Source organism: Alkalimarinus coralli, assembly GCF_023650515.1.
GTDB classification, from domain to species: Bacteria; Pseudomonadota; Gammaproteobacteria; order Pseudomonadales; family Oleiphilaceae; genus Alkalimarinus; species Alkalimarinus coralli.
This window is the reverse complement of sequence record NZ_CP096016.1, coordinates 603,547-619,061: the sequence shown is the minus strand read 5'-3', so window position 1 is coordinate 619,061 and position 15,515 is coordinate 603,547. Positions and strand designations below refer to the sequence as shown.

Annotated in this window: 14 protein-coding genes; 6 read left to right on the top strand and 8 right to left on the bottom strand. The window is 46.3% G+C overall.

Annotation, left to right across the window (positions count from 1 at the left end; translation table 11 throughout):
• Nucleotides 1–17 precede the first annotated feature (17 nt).
• Nucleotides 18–707: a sigma-E factor negative regulatory protein gene (locus tag MY523_RS22020; RefSeq protein ID WP_250657276.1), complete on the bottom strand. Its 690-nt coding sequence runs from the start codon at nucleotides 705–707 to the stop codon at nucleotides 18–20.
• Between the two features lie 165 nt (nucleotides 708–872).
• Nucleotides 873–1,523, bottom strand: coding sequence for an RNA polymerase sigma factor RpoE (rpoE, locus tag MY523_RS02715; RefSeq protein WP_370301512.1), 651 nt, complete (start codon nucleotides 1,521–1,523; stop codon nucleotides 873–875).
• A 349-nt stretch (nucleotides 1,524–1,872) separates the two neighbouring features.
• Here rpoE and nadB point away from each other — a divergent pair, with 349 nt between their 5' ends.
• The 5 genes from nadB (at nucleotide 1,873) to MY523_RS02690 (ending at nucleotide 6,557) form a co-directional block, all read left to right on the top strand.
• On the top strand, nucleotides 1,873–3,504 hold the full coding sequence (gene nadB, locus MY523_RS02710; RefSeq protein ID WP_250657275.1) for an L-aspartate oxidase: 1,632 nt from the start codon (nucleotides 1,873–1,875) through the stop codon (nucleotides 3,502–3,504).
• Between the two features lie 182 nt (nucleotides 3,505–3,686).
• The gene (locus MY523_RS02705) at nucleotides 3,687–3,941 is read left to right on the top strand and encodes an FAD assembly factor SdhE (protein WP_250657274.1); all 255 of its coding nucleotides are present in this window, start codon (nucleotides 3,687–3,689) and stop codon (nucleotides 3,939–3,941) included.
• A 67-nt stretch (nucleotides 3,942–4,008) separates the two neighbouring features.
• Nucleotides 4,009–4,410 carry a hypothetical protein gene (locus MY523_RS02700; RefSeq protein WP_250657273.1) on the top strand — a complete coding sequence of 134 codons (402 nt, stop codon included), beginning with the start codon at nucleotides 4,009–4,011 and terminating at the stop codon, nucleotides 4,408–4,410.
• 84 nt (nucleotides 4,411–4,494) lie between these two features.
• Nucleotides 4,495–5,529: a CAF17-like 4Fe-4S cluster assembly/insertion protein YgfZ gene (ygfZ, locus tag MY523_RS02695; RefSeq protein ID WP_250657272.1), complete on the top strand. Its 1,035-nt coding sequence runs from the start codon at nucleotides 4,495–4,497 to the stop codon at nucleotides 5,527–5,529.
• A gap of 191 nt (nucleotides 5,530–5,720) precedes the next feature.
• On the top strand, nucleotides 5,721–6,557 hold the full coding sequence (locus tag MY523_RS02690) for an HDOD domain-containing protein (RefSeq protein ID WP_250657271.1): 837 nt from the start codon (nucleotides 5,721–5,723) through the stop codon (nucleotides 6,555–6,557).
• Nucleotides 6,558–6,633: 76 nt separating this feature from the next.
• Here MY523_RS02690 and ung read toward each other — a convergent pair whose 3' ends face one another.
• The 3 genes from ung to prfB all read right to left on the bottom strand — a co-directional run bounded on the left by ung (nucleotide 6,634) and on the right by prfB (nucleotide 10,007).
• Nucleotides 6,634–7,347 (bottom strand): uracil-DNA glycosylase, encoded by a 714-nt coding sequence (ung, locus tag MY523_RS02685; RefSeq protein WP_256470515.1) that lies wholly within the window; start codon nucleotides 7,345–7,347, stop codon nucleotides 6,634–6,636.
• A gap of 39 nt (nucleotides 7,348–7,386) precedes the next feature.
• Nucleotides 7,387–8,904: a lysine--tRNA ligase gene (lysS, locus tag MY523_RS02680; RefSeq protein WP_370301320.1), complete on the bottom strand. Its 1,518-nt coding sequence runs from the start codon at nucleotides 8,902–8,904 to the stop codon at nucleotides 7,387–7,389.
• Nucleotides 8,905–8,908: 4 nt separating this feature from the next.
• Nucleotides 8,909–10,007, bottom strand: a protein-coding gene (gene prfB / locus MY523_RS02675; RefSeq protein ID WP_250657270.1) for a peptide chain release factor 2 whose coding sequence is annotated in 2 segments (ribosomal slippage) — nucleotides 8,909–9,931 and nucleotides 9,933–10,007 — 1,098 coding nt in all. Because the reading frame shifts where the segments join, the coding sequence is not laid out codon by codon here.
• A gap of 236 nt (nucleotides 10,008–10,243) precedes the next feature.
• Between prfB and MY523_RS02670 the strand changes: the two genes are divergently transcribed.
• Nucleotides 10,244–10,648 (top strand): acyl-CoA thioesterase, encoded by a 405-nt coding sequence (locus MY523_RS02670; RefSeq protein WP_250657269.1) that lies wholly within the window; start codon nucleotides 10,244–10,246, stop codon nucleotides 10,646–10,648.
• A gap of 165 nt (nucleotides 10,649–10,813) precedes the next feature.
• Here the strand turns inward: MY523_RS02670 and recJ are convergent, their stop codons facing one another.
• The 3 genes from recJ to MY523_RS02655 all read right to left on the bottom strand — a co-directional run bounded on the left by recJ (nucleotide 10,814) and on the right by MY523_RS02655 (nucleotide 15,457).
• Nucleotides 10,814–12,565 carry a single-stranded-DNA-specific exonuclease RecJ gene (gene recJ / locus MY523_RS02665; protein ID WP_250657268.1) on the bottom strand — a complete coding sequence of 584 codons (1,752 nt, stop codon included), beginning with the start codon at nucleotides 12,563–12,565 and terminating at the stop codon, nucleotides 10,814–10,816.
• 109 nt (nucleotides 12,566–12,674) lie between these two features.
• Nucleotides 12,675–14,090 (bottom strand): threonine synthase, encoded by a 1,416-nt coding sequence (thrC, locus tag MY523_RS02660; RefSeq protein WP_250657267.1) that lies wholly within the window; start codon nucleotides 14,088–14,090, stop codon nucleotides 12,675–12,677.
• A 68-nt stretch (nucleotides 14,091–14,158) separates the two neighbouring features.
• Complete coding sequence (locus MY523_RS02655; protein WP_250657266.1) at nucleotides 14,159–15,457, bottom strand: homoserine dehydrogenase; 1,299 nt, start codon at nucleotides 15,455–15,457, stop codon at nucleotides 14,159–14,161.
• Nucleotides 15,458–15,515 lie beyond the last annotated feature (58 nt).

The window sequence follows — 15,515 nt, the reverse complement described above, 5'->3', positions numbered from 1 at the left end:
CACTCTCACCTACCCAGTTAGTTCTCAGTAATTGTTAAGCTAGCCACTCTGGCAAGTGGCATCAGTCCGGAACGCCCTCCTGTCACCGAGTTCTCTGCATGACGCAGCAAGTATTGGTTAAGCCTTCGAGCATGCTCAGGAGTAAAGGGTCTCTCAACGACCTGAACACCCTCAACACTCTCTCCATCGCTAGCCGCTGGCAAACTGTTTTGTAACACATCAATAGCTGTATTCTTTTCTACAGTGAAACCACTGCTGCCCGCATCAACCGAAGCTGTCTGCAGCGCATCATCAACACCAGCGCTGCCGCCAAAGCCGCCATCAAAAGGTTTAAACACCAAAGAGATCGACAAAATCACCGCCGCCGCTATCGCCACTCTGGAGAAAAAGCCTGCATCCATCTTATTGGCTGATGGCGTTGTATGCTCGGTTGCCGCCATTGCTACGGGCTCATAGACGCGCTCATTGTGATCTATATTTTCAATAGATTTGGAGATATCTGCACTAATATCAATATCTAAAAAGCTGTTCGTTGAGTCTACAGCGTGTTGGTTATAAGTACTCTGGCCAGACGATAGCAAATCACTCACCTTGCTGTAACGCGCCCATACACTTCTCATGGCTGAATCATCAGAGTGATTCAGTACGCGTCTCAATTCAAGTTCATCTGCCTCATTATCCAGCAATGCAGATATGGATTCTTTCATTCTCTCATCCATCACATACCCTCTCTCATGCTAAAAACACTCGTAGCCACAAGCGCTTTCAATCTACTCTCTATCCATCGCACTGACAGATCTTTTTTATTACACTCGTTCAAGCCAATACGCTCATTCAAACCAATACGCTCATTCAAACCAAAAACTTGGCCGTTATCTTTGATTTTCATCCAAATAAGGCCCTATTTTTGAGTCAACTGCATCCCGGGCTCTGAATATTCTCGAACGCACCGTTCCGACAGGGCAATCCATTACCTCAGCTATTTCGTCATAACTCAAGCCATCAAACTCTCTTAGCGTCAAAGCAACCCTCAAGTCCTCTGGCAGCTGACCAATTGCCCTGTTCAGGGCAAGCTCAAGCTCCGAACGATATAGATTTCTCTCGGGGCTTTGAATATCCTTGAGGCTGCTATCAGCCGTAAAGTGCTCAGCATCCTGAATATCAATATCAACACCCGGAGGTCTGCGACCTTTAGCAACAAGATAGTTTTTTGCAGTGTTAATCGAGATCCGGTACAACCAGGTATAAAAGGCGCTTTCACCTCTAAAATTCTTCAAGGCTCGATAGGCCTTAATAAAAGACTCTTGAGTCACATCGAGCACTTCATGTTTATCGCTTACATATCGAGAAACCAGAGACGCAACCTTGCCCTGGTATTTAAGCACCAGAAGGTCAAACGCCTTTTTTTCGCCATGCTGAACCCGTTCAACCAATTGCCAGTCAGTTGACTTAATAGTTTGCTTCTGAGCTGCCGCGGCCTCGCTCAAATCAGCCTCCTGGCAGCCACCAGCAGGACGCCCCATCGTCTTAGCAGAGTTGTTAATACCTTTTTGTTCAACCTCTATCCCCCGGTGTTTGTGGCCTGGTTTGGCCGACCTCAGCGATGCTACGTTTGTTGCCGTGATATTATCGTAGCTCCGACGATCTGAAAGATCTTTTGTAGCCGTTGCTAAAGTATAGCCTGTTGAAGAACTCATCATAGTATTCCAGTTTTAATACCGATCAGCGCCCCGCGCTAACCCACGTAAAGACATTCTCCAGCCCTCAAACAGGCCTCACCTACAAGAATGTGTCACAAAAATAGACACTGACTCCGTTTTTTAGTTCAATAACCGTGACCGCAACCCCTAACACTCTGGTAAAGAAGTGACTATGCAATCCTCTTTTCAACATGATGTCCTTATTATTGGCAGTGGCGCAGCAGGCTTATCCGTTGCGCTAAACCTGGCCAGCCACGTCAAAGTAGCCGTTATATCAAAGGGCGATCTGCCTAGTGGTTCTACGCTGTATGCCCAGGGTGGTATTGCTGCCGTGATGGATACGAGCGACACGATAGAGTCACACATTCAGGATACCTTGATCGCAGGTGCCGGGCTTTGCCATGAAGACGCGGTTCAGTTCACAGTTGAGAATGGTCGGGAAAGCATTGAGTGGTTAATTTCTCAAGGGGTTGATTTTACAAAAGAAAATGTCAAGCATAATAACGAGTCCAATGACTCAAACAGTTATCACCTGACTAAAGAAGGGGGGCATAGCCACCGAAGAATTATGCATGCCGCCGATGCAACAGGGCACGCGGTATCTTCATCGCTCTGCGATAGAGCGGTTGAAGCGGATAATATTGATATTTTTGAAAACCGGGTTGCCATCGACCTCATTACTCATAAAAAACTGTTTCTACCGGGCAACCGCTGCGTAGGCGCATACGTTCTAAACGATAAAACAAGCCATGTAGAGTTATTTCGCGCTCGGTTTGTTGTGATTGCTACAGGAGGCGCAAGCAAGGCCTATCTTTATACCAGCAACCCGGACGGCGCCAGTGGAGACGGAATCGCGATGGCCTGGCGAAGTGGCTGTCGCGTCGCAAACATGGAGTTTAACCAGTTTCACCCTACCTGTTTATATCACCCTCAAGCCAAGTCATTCCTTATCACTGAAGCAGTCCGAGGCGAAGGGGGTCGGCTATTACTTCCCGATGGGCAGCGATTTATGCACCGCTTCGACAAACGGGAAGAGCTCGCGCCAAGGGATATTGTCGCAAGAGCCATCGACCATGAAATGAAACGGTTAGGGGCTGACAACCTGTTTCTCGATATTAGCCACAAATCCGACAAGTTTGTTAAAGAGCACTTCCCAACCATATATGAGCGTTGCCTTGAGTTTGGCATCAACATCACTCAAGAGCCGATCCCGGTTGTACCTGCAGCCCACTACACCTGCGGTGGAGTCATCACAGATCAGCGAGGCCGAAGCGATGTTAACCAGCTTTATGTGGTTGGTGAAGCGGGCTTCACCGGCTTGCACGGTGCCAACCGGATGGCGAGTAATTCGCTGCTTGAGTGTCTGGTCTATGGCCGCTCAGCCGCACAGGATATTATGAAGAAGTTTGCGGAGATCCCGCCACCACCTGAAGCACCGCTATGGGACGAATCCCAGGTTACTGACTCTGACGAAGATGTCGTTCTATCTCACAACTGGGATGAGCTAAGGCGTTTTATGTGGGATTACGTAGGTATTGTTCGCACTAACAAACGCCTGCAAAGAGCAAAACACAGGATTGACGTGCTACATCAGGAGATCGTCGATTTTTACAGTAATTATAAAGTCACCAATGACCTCCTGGAGCTGCGTAATTTGATGACTATTGCCGATTTAATCATCTGCTCCGCTATTCAAAGAAAAGAGAGCCGAGGCCTGCACTACACATTGGATTACCCAGAGCAGCTCCCGGTTGCTCGTGACACCATTCTCACACCAACCAATTTTTCAGCCAGAGACTGGTAGCCGAACTAATGGCTTTTGCACTCTTAGCCTCTCTGGTAGCCGTCCGGGGTTAACCCCGTCGTTTAGCATAAAATGATACACGTAAATTTGAGCGTGTATCTTCTCCCTTCAAGCGATCAACGCTATAATGCCCATTCACTGTTACGCGTAACCTCTCTTTTACCAATCTCCAGGGCTGTAGTATGGTTTCTGATATCGAATTTAACCGGCTTTTCTGGCATAGCCGTCGGGGAATGCTTGAACTAGATGTTCTTCTTGTTCCTTTTCTTAAAGAAGCGTTCCGGGATCTGCCAGAGGACGACCAAGCACGTTACGTCAAACTGCTTGAGTGTGAAGATCAGGATATGTTCAGCTGGTTTATGCAAAAAGGCGTGCCTGAAGACCCTGATCTCGCGAGAATAGTTAAGATAATCCTGGATCGTGTTCAACCTGAATAACTTAAAGCTAGCGCCCTCACCGCTGCTAATCACGGTTGTTTCTATCGTGTTTTGTAGCGGTATAAGTGTGCTATATCAAACCGCATTGCCGCAGCACGTATTTCTGCTCATGTTCATTGCAGGCTTAGCGGTACACCTTCACTTCATCGCAAAATATGGCCTGCTTGCACTCCCAACCAGTATCGTTCGACTTGATGCGACGGAAAGTGCACTCTATATTACCCAGAAAAACGGCGTTCGTATTAAAGCCGTTCCACAATCTAGCACTTACTTATCAGCTAAAGTGGTTATGCTTGCCTGGAAACCTGCCGATAGTCGGCTGGCAGGGTCGCTCATCAACAGGATAAAAAAGCTAACCCCCGCTAATTTAACCATTGTTATGCGTGACAATACCTCATCGCAGGAGGACTTTCGACGACTAAGAGTTCTGTTAAAGTTTGGCAAGCTATACAACTCGAACACAGCATAGCTTGAAAACGCTGACTTAGTAACCATAAAGCCATTATCAATTGTTAAAGCATATCGCTATTAATCATCACGGATTATCGACAACATGAGTACACACTTTATTAACTGGCTTAATGAGTCGGGCTACCCTGTAGAGAACCAGCACGCTAACAATACCAAGGATATTGAGTCAGCCCACTTTATAGCGCCACTCACTGACTATTCTATTATCAGGGTTTCAGGTGCCGATGCCGAAAAATTTATGCAAGGGCAGTTTTCGTGTGACGTGCGAGAAGTAAAGAGCGACCAAAGCAGAATGGGTTCTGCCAACACACCGAAAGGCCGGGCGTATGCCACATTCAGAATAGCGAAACAGGGGGATGACTATTTACTCCGCCTACCCACGCAGATCAGTCAGGATGTTTGTGAACGTCTAAACAAATATATTGTGTTTTCCAAGGCGACGTTGGCACTTGATGAAAATCTCTGTGTTTTAGGCCTGTCAGGATCACCTCAAAGCTTGAGTAACCTGTTAGATGACACGACTCAACTCCCGGCTGAAGTGGATAACAGTATCTCTATCGGTAGAAGCACCATCATAAGGGTACCGTCTCACCACACACCTCGTTATGAAATATGGTGCGAACCGGATACGGCCAAGTCACTGCTTACAGATCATGCCGAAGGCCGGCAAAACACACAGTACACTCAGGCTGACTGGGCCTGGACAGAAATAGCTGAGGGCATTGCGGAAATCTATTCCGAAACTCAAGAAAGCTACATCCCGCAAATGCTTAATTTACAACACTTAAATGCGATTAGCTTTAAGAAAGGCTGTTATACAGGGCAAGAGATTATTGCTCGAATGAAGTATTTGGGTAAGCTAAAAAAAGGAATGTTTTTGCTTTCTGCATCACGTCAACCAGAAGCACTTCCGAATGCAGATATTTTTGAGCAAAGCACAGGAAAAAAAGTCGGAAGTGTTGTTCGTTCAATTAGCGCTAATGATCAAGATACACAACGGTTACTTGCGGTACTTGATATTGAGACCGGGAAATCAAAGTCCCCATTGACGCTGACAAAAGCTACCACACAAGACGTTAACTATCTCAACCTGCCCTATACCAGTGACAACGTATAACAAGCGATAGCACAAAACCACTCACCCCTATGATCACATTTAAAGGATAAAAATATAACGTATCCCTTTTCAAAAAACGTTAAAAATCAAATACAAAAAAGAACCTTATTTCACAGGGCAATATCCGAAAGTTCTGCTATAAATGATAGTAGAAGATCAATCGCTTCTACTATCATACCAATGAGGGATATATGGCAGAGTTAGCCGATAAAATTAAGAATGATTTACTTGGTGCAATCGAGAACGATTCACTTGTACTCCCGACGCTGCCGGAAGTTGCATTAAAAGTGCGAGAAATCGCAGAAGATCCGGATTCATCGATCAACCAGCTCGTCGCGGTTATTGGCGATGATGCAGCACTAACAACACGCATTATCCGCGTTTGCAACAGCCCCCTGCTGAGAGGTGCGAGAGAGATCGAGAACCTCAATATGGCCGTAGGCCGCCTAGGGATGACCTACACCAGCAACCTTGCAACAGGGCTTGCAATGGAGCAAATGTTCCAGGCCACCTCTGAAATGGTTGATAAACGAATGCGGGAGGTATGGCAGAAAAGTACAGAGATAGCAGGAATAAGCCACGTACTAGCAACACACTACACAAAGCTAAAGCCCGATCAGGCAACCCTGGCTGGCCTTGTCCACCAGATTGGTGCCCTGCCCATTCTAAAGTACGTAGAAGATAACGACATCCAAATCAGCAGTGTTATGCTGGACAATATTATAGATGAGCTACACCCTCTGATTGGTTGTAAAATTCTTGAAAAATGGGATTTCCCTGAAGAGCTCAAGAAAGTACCGGAAGAGTACAGAAACTTTGACCGCAATGTTTCACAGCCGGACTATGCAGACGTGGTAATGATTGCCAACCTCCAGGCTATCGCGGGTAGCAGTCACCCTCATGCAGAAATGGACTGGACAAATATATCAGCATTCAATCGCCTCGGCTTAGACCCGGAAATAGATATGAGTGAAGCGGAAGACCTAACCGATGAAATGGAAGCCGCTATGGCGCTGTTGAACAGCTAGCACTGGGCAAAAAATCAGCTTTGTCACCTCAATAGAACGGAGGTGACAAACTAACTTATTAATAAAAATCATACCGCTAGGCTATGACATTCGACTTTTCAACGCGCCAGTCTATTGCAGGTTTTCCAACAGATTTCAAATATTCGTTTGTTTTTGAAAAGTGCCCACAGCCAAGAAAACCTCGGTGAGCAGATAGCGGAGATGGGTGAGGTGCAGATAAAACACAGTGCCGATCCCGGTCAATCAAAGCACCTTTCTTCTGCGCGTAGCTCCCCCAGAGCAAGAACACCAAATGCTCTCTTTCCTGATTCAACACCTCGATGACCTTGTCGGTAAATGTCTCCCATCCGCGCTTTTGGTGAGCACCGGCATTGGCTTGCTCAACCGTCAAAACTGCATTAAGCAACAAAACCCCTTGATTACTCCAACGAGTTAAACAACCATGAGACGGGATTGGGATACCAAGATCTCGCTCTATCTCTTTATAGATATTAACGAGCGATGGGGGAATCTTGACCCCCGGCTGTACAGAAAAACTAAGCCCATGGGCCTGCCCTATACCGTGGTAAGGGTCCTGCCCAATAATCACTACCTTAACGTCATCAAAGTGCGTGTGATTAAAGGCATTAAATATCTCTGGGCCAGGCGGGTATATCACCTTTCCAGCTTTTTTTTCATCGGCTAAAAAGGCTTTCAGTGATTGCATATATGGCTGATCAAACTCAGCAGCCAAGGTGCCCTGCCAAGACTCATGCAAGGAGCCCGGCTTTTGAGTTGAGTCAACCATCATTCGCTTCCGATCAATTATTCAGCTTCGTCAAAGGTTCAATTATCCACGAGGTTTCATATGTGGGAACAAGATAACATCTTTGATCGTGTGGCTATTGGTAAATAGCATCACCAGACGATCAATACCTATGCCCTCACCTGCTGTTGGCGGAAGACCATGCTCCAATGCCCGAATATAATCGTCATCAAAGTGCATTGCCTCGTCATCACCTGCATCTTTCTCTTCAACCTGCTGGCGAAAACGTTCTGCCTGATCTTCTGCATCATTAAGCTCGGAAAATCCGTTAGCAATCTCTCGACCGCCCACGAAGAACTCAAATCGGTCTGTTACAAATGCATCATCATCATTTCGGCGGGCTAGCGGTGACACCTCAGTCGGATAACGTGTAATAAACGTCGGCTGATCCAGACGATGCTCCACAGTCTTCTCGAATATTTCTATTTGAACTTTGCCAAGCCCCCAGCCAGGCTTAACCTCTATACCCAAGTTTTCAGCAACTTTCGCCGCACTTTCCAGGTTGTCGATGTCAGCAGCAGACAGCTCCGGGTTAAAGTGTAGAATCGAATCAAATACAGAGATGCGCCAAAATGGTTTGCCAAGATCATATTCAGCTTCGCCATACGGCAATATGGTAGTATCCAATACTTCTTGTGCGATGCTACGCAACATATCTTCAGTCAGATCCATCAAGTCATTGTAGTCTGCATACGCCTGATAAAACTCAATCATTGTAAATTCAGGGTTATGACGTGTAGATAACCCTTCATTTCGGAAGTTACGGTTAATTTCAAACACCTTCTCAAAACCACCGACGACCAACCGCTTCAAATAAAGCTCTGGTGCTATACGCAGATACATGTCCATATCCATCGCATTGTGCTTAGTCACGAAAGGCTTCGCAGTAGCACCACCTGGAATCACCTGCAACATTGGCGTTTCAGCTTCCATAAAGCCCTTATCTTCTAAATAACGACGCATGCAATTGATGATCTTAGAACGAACCCAAAAGGTGTTTCGCGTCTCTTCATTGATAATCAAATCAACATAACGCTGACGGTATTTAGCCTCTTGATCCGCTAGGCCATGGTGTTTATCTGGCAAAGGGCGAAGCGCTTTTGTTAGTATCCGAAGATTTTTAATATCTTCAACCTCAACATAAAGGTCGCCCATCCTTGATTTTTGCAACACCCCTGACGCACCGACAATATCTCCCAAGTCCAAATGAATCCATGCATCAGACTTTTTTTGTAACCCTTTTCCTAGGTAAATCTGAATAGTCCCACTCATATCTTGAATGCGAGCAAATGGACCTCGACGCAGCATAACACGCCCGGCAACGCTCACAGGCTTACCCAACTCGGCTAATACCTCTTTATCCAGGCAGCCAAACTCAGACTGCAGCTCACCTGCCATGTCTTCACGACGAAAGTCATTTGGGTGACCATTCGATTTACAGCCTTCACGGAGTTTGGATAATTTCCCTCGACGCTCGGCAACTAACTTGTTTTCATCTTGTTGTTGAATTTGGTTTTCTTCACTCATGATGTCTTTGCTCATCGAATTAAAGCCCTTGCTTCAAACTTGCTTCTATAAACTGATCCAAACTGCCATCCAGAACCGCGTTGCAGTTGCTAGTCTCGACATTGGTGCGTAAATCTTTGATACGTGAGGAATCAAGAACATAAGAACGAATCTGGCTTCCCCAGCCAATATCTGATTTGGTGTCTTCTGTCGCCTGCGCGGCTTCCGTGCGCTTTAACATCTCCATTTCATAAAGCTTTGCCCTTAATTGCTGCATTGCCTTATCTTTATTCTGGTGCTGAGAGCGTTGATTTTGACATTGCACCACAATGCCGCTGGGTTCGTGGGTAATTCGTACCGCCGAGTCTGTGGTGTTAACGTGCTGGCCACCTGCTCCACTCGAGCGATAAGTATCAATTCTTAGGTCTGACGGATCGATATCGATTTCTACGTTGTCGTCTATTTCAGGTGAAATAAAGACCGACGCAAAGGAGGTATGCCTACGATTACCCGAATCAAAGGGCGACTTACGAACCAAACGGTGCACCCCTGTTTCGGTCCTCAACCAGCCGAACGCATACTCTCCAGTAACCTGTATCGTGGCACCTTTGATACCTGCGACATCGCCAGCCGACAGTTCAATAATTTCCGCCTTGAACCCCTTTTGTTCAGCCCAGCGAAGATACATCCGCAGGATCATATTGGCCCAGTCTTGAGCTTCTGTTCCACCTGAACCTGCCTGTATATCCAGGTACGCATTATTAGCGTCCATGTCGCCTGAAAACATACGGCGAAACTCCAGCTTATCCAGCTGTTCCTGCAATGCCGCTAACTCTTCTTCTACATCAGCGACGATACCCTCGTCCTGCTCTTCTACTGCAATATCCAGCAGCTCCTGGGCGTCATCCAGACCACTCGCTAAATCTTCAATGGTTTTTACAACGCCTTCCAAGGCTGCACGCTCTTTACCAAGCGCCTGAGCATTGCTTGGGTCATCCCAAACACTGGGTTGCTCTAGCTCACGTTCAACTTCAACCAAGCGTTCTTTCTTGGCATCAAAGTCAAAGGTACCCCCTAAGAGTCTCGTTTCGACTCCTGTAGTCTTTGATCGCCTGAACGATAGGATTAACTTCCAGCATATAGAATTGACTCACTTAACCATGACAAATATAAAGGCCGAGTATTCTAAACGATTTGGCCGCAATGGGAAAACCAACTCAGCCTGATCTGCTTGTATTTATCAAAAATTATCAAACTATCTTTTTTCGTAGCGCTCTTTTAGAATCTTCGCCACTTTTCGCTCTACTGCTGGTCTTTTTATTGTGGTCAACAGGCACCTGGAATGAACAACTTCAAATGAAAAAAGAGGATATACATGTCAGACAGCATTGATATTAAGGTCAGGGGTTATCATTTAGATATATACGGGCATGTAAACAACGCCCGATACCTTGAGTTTCTGGAAGAAGCAAGATGGTCTTTTTTCGAGCATCATAATACGGTCGAAGTATTTGCAGAACTTAAGCTGGCGTTTGTTCTTGTCAATATCAACATCAACTACAGACGCCCCGGCTTTCCTGATGACGTGCTACATATCACAACTCGCGTAGAGTCCATAGGCAACAAAAGCTGTAAGGTCAGTCAGAAAATAACGCTAAGTGGAACTGATGAAATAATTTGTGATGCGATTATCACATTTGCTCTTATGGATATGAAAACAAACAAGGCGATGGTTATTGAAGGCGATGTAAGAGAGAAGCTCAGTAACATGCTTAGCTAAACGACAAACATTACCGGTCTTGCCTGTTACTCCATATGACCGCGATGCAGCAAAACGAAATCAAAAAGCACTCTAAACGACTACAATGAAGTCAAATATACCCCTTGAATTCGGTTTCCTGCATCATGTCTACTGCTTATTACTCCATAACTAAAAGCTTTGCGATTAAGCCGCTTCCACATATTGAATCATTAACTGCAGGCTTTTTCGCCCTCTAAACTCATTGACATCCGGGCGATAAACCACGCGAACTTTTTTAAGCTCTGCCTCTCGTCCCACCCAGTCACTATTGAACTCAATGCCATCAACCAGTTGTTCAGTTCCTTCAACCTGTAAAAGCAATTTCAGATGCTTGGTGCCCACCACCCGTGCCTGAACCACATCAAACAGACCGTCATAAACAGGCTCTAGAAAATTCTGCCCCCAAGGCCCTGCCTTTCGAAGCAACTCAGCAGTATCAATATTGAGCTCATGAGCAGCCAGCTCACCATCACTGACGATGACCGCCTCTAAATGACTTTCATCTAACTCTTCACGCACAACCTCATCAAAAGCCTTGGCGAAAGCATCGTAATTTTTACTTTCTATCGTCATACCTGCAGCCATCGAGTGGCCACCAAATTTACTCAGCAGTGATGGGTAACGCGTCGCAACACGATCCAGTGCATCCCTGATATGCAAGCCGCTAATGGATCGAGCAGACCCTTTCAATTCGACGCAATCATCGTCTGCCGGGGCAAAGGCGATGACAGGTCGATGAAACTGCTCTTTCATTCTTGAAGCTAGTATTCCGATGACCCCCTGGTGCCACGTTTCATCATACAGACACATCCCCCACGGGAGACTATTTTTATCTGACGACGTTTCAGCCTGGTTAAACTCATCAACCAATACAGATGCATGAGCTTTCATCTCACGTTCAATCTGTTTTCGCTCCTGGTTTAGCTCATCCAACCGCAGTGCAAGCTGTCGGGCTCGTAAGGGGTCATTACACAATAGACACTCTATCCCGATAGACATATCATCAAGACGCCCCGCTGCATTCAAGCGAGGGCCGACAACAAATCCCAGGTCTGATGCCGCAAGATTGCGATAGTCTCGACCCGCCACATCAATCAGCGCGAGAATGCCTGGACGGGCTTTTCCTGCTCGAATACGGCGAATTCCCTGCTCAACTAAAATACGGTTATTGCCATCAAGAGGAACCACATCGGCTATCGTACCCAAAGCAACCAGGTCTAATAAGCTGGCAAGATTAGGCTCAACAATCCCCGTTTGCTCAAACCAGGCTCGCTCCCTCAATACTCGACGCAAATCACTCATGACATAAAAAATAACGCCAACACCTGCGGTTGCTTTACTAATAAATTCGCACCCTGGCTGGTTTGGATTCACAATCGCATCGGCGTCAGGCAGTTCACTCCCCGGCAGGTGGTGATCGGTTACAATCACAGAAATGCCGAGTTCATTGGCGGCCGCGACCCCTTCACAACTAGCAATGCCGTTATCGACGGTGACAATAACATCAGGGCTAAACTGTTGTGCAACGCCTACAATCTCGGGTGTTAGGCCGTATCCATATTCAAAGCGGTTTGGAACAAGATAATCAACCGATTCAGCCCCCATCATCTTCAATGCCAGTATCGCAACCGACGTACTGGTAGCGCCATCACAATCAAAGTCACCTACCACCAGTATGCGACGGCGATGCTGAATTGCTTCGGCCAAAATCTGAGATGCCGCTGCAACCCCCTTCATATGCTGGGCTGTAGCAAGCTTTGATAGCGTGTATTCCAACTCATCTAATGAGTTAACGCCTCTCGCCCGGTAAGCTCTGCGTAAAAAATCAGGAATATGAGCCCATGACTCTGCATAACCATCTGGGACAATACGTCTTCGTACTATTTTCTTTTGCATATAGGATGGCGAATCTTTGTATATAGATACAAAAAGAGGGCTCAAAGCCCTCTTCTCAATTTAACCGCTTTGATAAACAGTATTTACCAAAGCGCTGTAGCGACTCAGTTTAAAGCGCTTTATTATGGTTGCCGTGAGCCTTTACATAGCCCTGCACAGCGCTCAGGCTATTTTCAATAACGGTATACGACTCTTCACGCTCGAATAAGTCTGCTAAGTGATGCGGCAGCTCAGGCGTTACACCTGCCCCCGATTTCTCTACAGCTTCTGGGAACTTCACAGGGTGAGCCGTTGCCAATGTAACCATCGGCACAGATGAATCTCTTCGGCATTGGCGAGCAGCCTCCACACCAATGGCAGTATGTGGGTCAAGCAGCTCTTCAGACTCATCAAATACAACCTTAATGGTTCGGCATGTTTGCTCGTCATCCACTGTAAAGCTGTCAAACAGCTTTCTGGCGGCCTTCCAGCGATAATCATCAATAGAGACCGATGCATCTGTCTTAAAGCTTTCCATTAGCTCAGAAAGCGCCTTGCCGTCCCGGCCATATAAATCAAACAGGAGGCGCTCAAAATTACTGGAAACCATGATGTCCATACTGGGCGATAGCGTATGGTGAAGTACTTCAGGACTATACTTATTCTCGCTAATAAAGCGGTGCAAAATATCATTCTTATTCGTCGCAACAACCAATTGGTTAATAGGCAGCCCCATATTTCTGGCTAAATAACCTGCGAAAATATCACCAAAGTTTCCAGTCGGTACAGAGAATGAAACACTTCGATGCGGCCCACCCAACGCCAGAGAGGCGTGGAAGTAGTAAACAATTTGAGCCATGATTCGAGCCCAGTTAATTGAGTTTACCGCCACTAACCGGCTTTTTCCCTCGAGAAACGACTGGTCACCAAAACTCTCTTTAACCATTTGCTGGCAATCATCAAAATTGCCTTCCACAGCGAGGTTGTGAATATTGTCGCCCGTAATCGTCGTCATCTGCTTGCGCTGGACGTCAGATACCCGGTTATGAGGATGAAGAATAAAGATATCGACATTTTTACAGCGACGGCATCCTTCTATTGCAGCAGAACCGGTATCACCCGATGTTGCGCCAAGAATCACAACATGCTCTTTGCGCTTCTCCAACACATAGTCCAGCAAGCGACCTAATAACTGAAGGGCAAAATCCTTGAACGCAAGGGTTGGCCCGTGGAAAAGCTCCATTACCCACTCATTTCTATCTAACTGAGTGAGAGGTGCAACAGCCTTGTGAGCAAACGCTTCTTCATAAGTATCACGAAGCATCTCCCGAAAGTCTGACTCTGGAATAGAACCCTCAACAAATGGAAACATGACATTGAAAGCGAGGTCGGTATAAGAAAGTCCTGCCCAAGAAGCAATTTCTTCATGAGTAAAACGGGGCAGAACTTCTGGTACATACAATCCACCGTCTGATGCTAGCCCTGTTAGTAGAACCTCTTCAAAGTTCAAGGCAGGAGCACTACCTCGAGTACTAATATATTTCACAATCTGTTCCCGTTAACCCATTGGTTTATCATTTAAAATAGTTACGCTACGATCATCAGCACTGCGATCTAGCTGGAAAAATGCTCGGCACGAATACGTACCACCTTGCCTTCTATATCTGAAAGCGCTTCAATATCTGCAATAGCGGCATTGATCGCGGACTCTTTTACTTCGTGAGTCAGCATAATCATCGGAATATTCCCTTCGTTCAATTCAGATTCCTTCTGCATAACTGACTCAATATTGATGCCTTTATCGCTTAATATGGAGGCAACTTTGGCCAATACGCCAGGATGATCATTGGCAAGAATTCGCAAGTAGTAAGCGGAGACAACATCATCCATTGGTAACACAGGCAAATCTGTTAATTTTTCCGGGCCAAAACCAAGATATGGAACCATCACACCAGCATCCACATTTAGCGCTCTGGCAATATCAACGACATCTGCAATAACGGCGGATGCGGTCGCTTCAGAACCTGCCCCCGCACCGTAATAAAGAGTCTGGCCCACGGCATCACCATCCACCAACACCGAGTTCATGACACCATCAACCTTGGCCAACAACTGCTGTTCAGGAACTAACGTTGGGTGAACGCGAAGCTCTATACCGTTGTCATGCAGTCGGGTAATCCCTAAGTGCTTAATTCTGTACCCCAGCTCTTCGGCATATGCCACATCATCAGTTGAAAGTTGGCTAATCCCCTCGGTATAAGCAGCATCGAACTGGAGAGGTACGCCAAATGCTGCGGACGCCATAATAGTCAACTTGTGTGCAGCATCAATACCCTCAACATCAAATGTTGGATCTGCCTCTGCATACCCAAGCGCTTGTGCTTCTTTGAGCACATCCGCAAAGTCGCGCCCCTTATCTTTCATCTCGGTCAGAATAAAGTTGCCGGTTCCATTGATAATACCTGCCAGCCAGTTAATCTTGTTAGCAGCCATACCTTCACGGAGCGCTTTTATAATAGGTATTCCACCGGCCACGGCGGCTTCATAAGCAACCGTAACATTCTTTTCAGCGGCGGCTGCAAAAATCTCATTCCCGTGAACTGCAATTAACGCTTTATTTGCAGTAACAACATGCTTGCCATTTTCTATTGCTTTAAGAACCAGCTCCTTAGCCGCCTCATACCCACCAATCAATTCAATTACAACATCAACCTCTGGGTTTGAGACAACGTCAAATAGGTCTGTCGTGAATTCAATACCAGTCAAGTCGCAGTTCTCTTTAAGACGGCGCGAACCGACCTGAATAACTTCAATAGGGCAACCTGCGCGTCCAGTAATTGAATCGGCATTGCGCTTTAACACATTAATCGCGCCACTAGCCACTGTACCCAGACCACATATACCTAACTTCACCGGTTTCAAACCTATTACCTCACCCGAATTAATATTTTAGGAGCAACACTCGATGTAT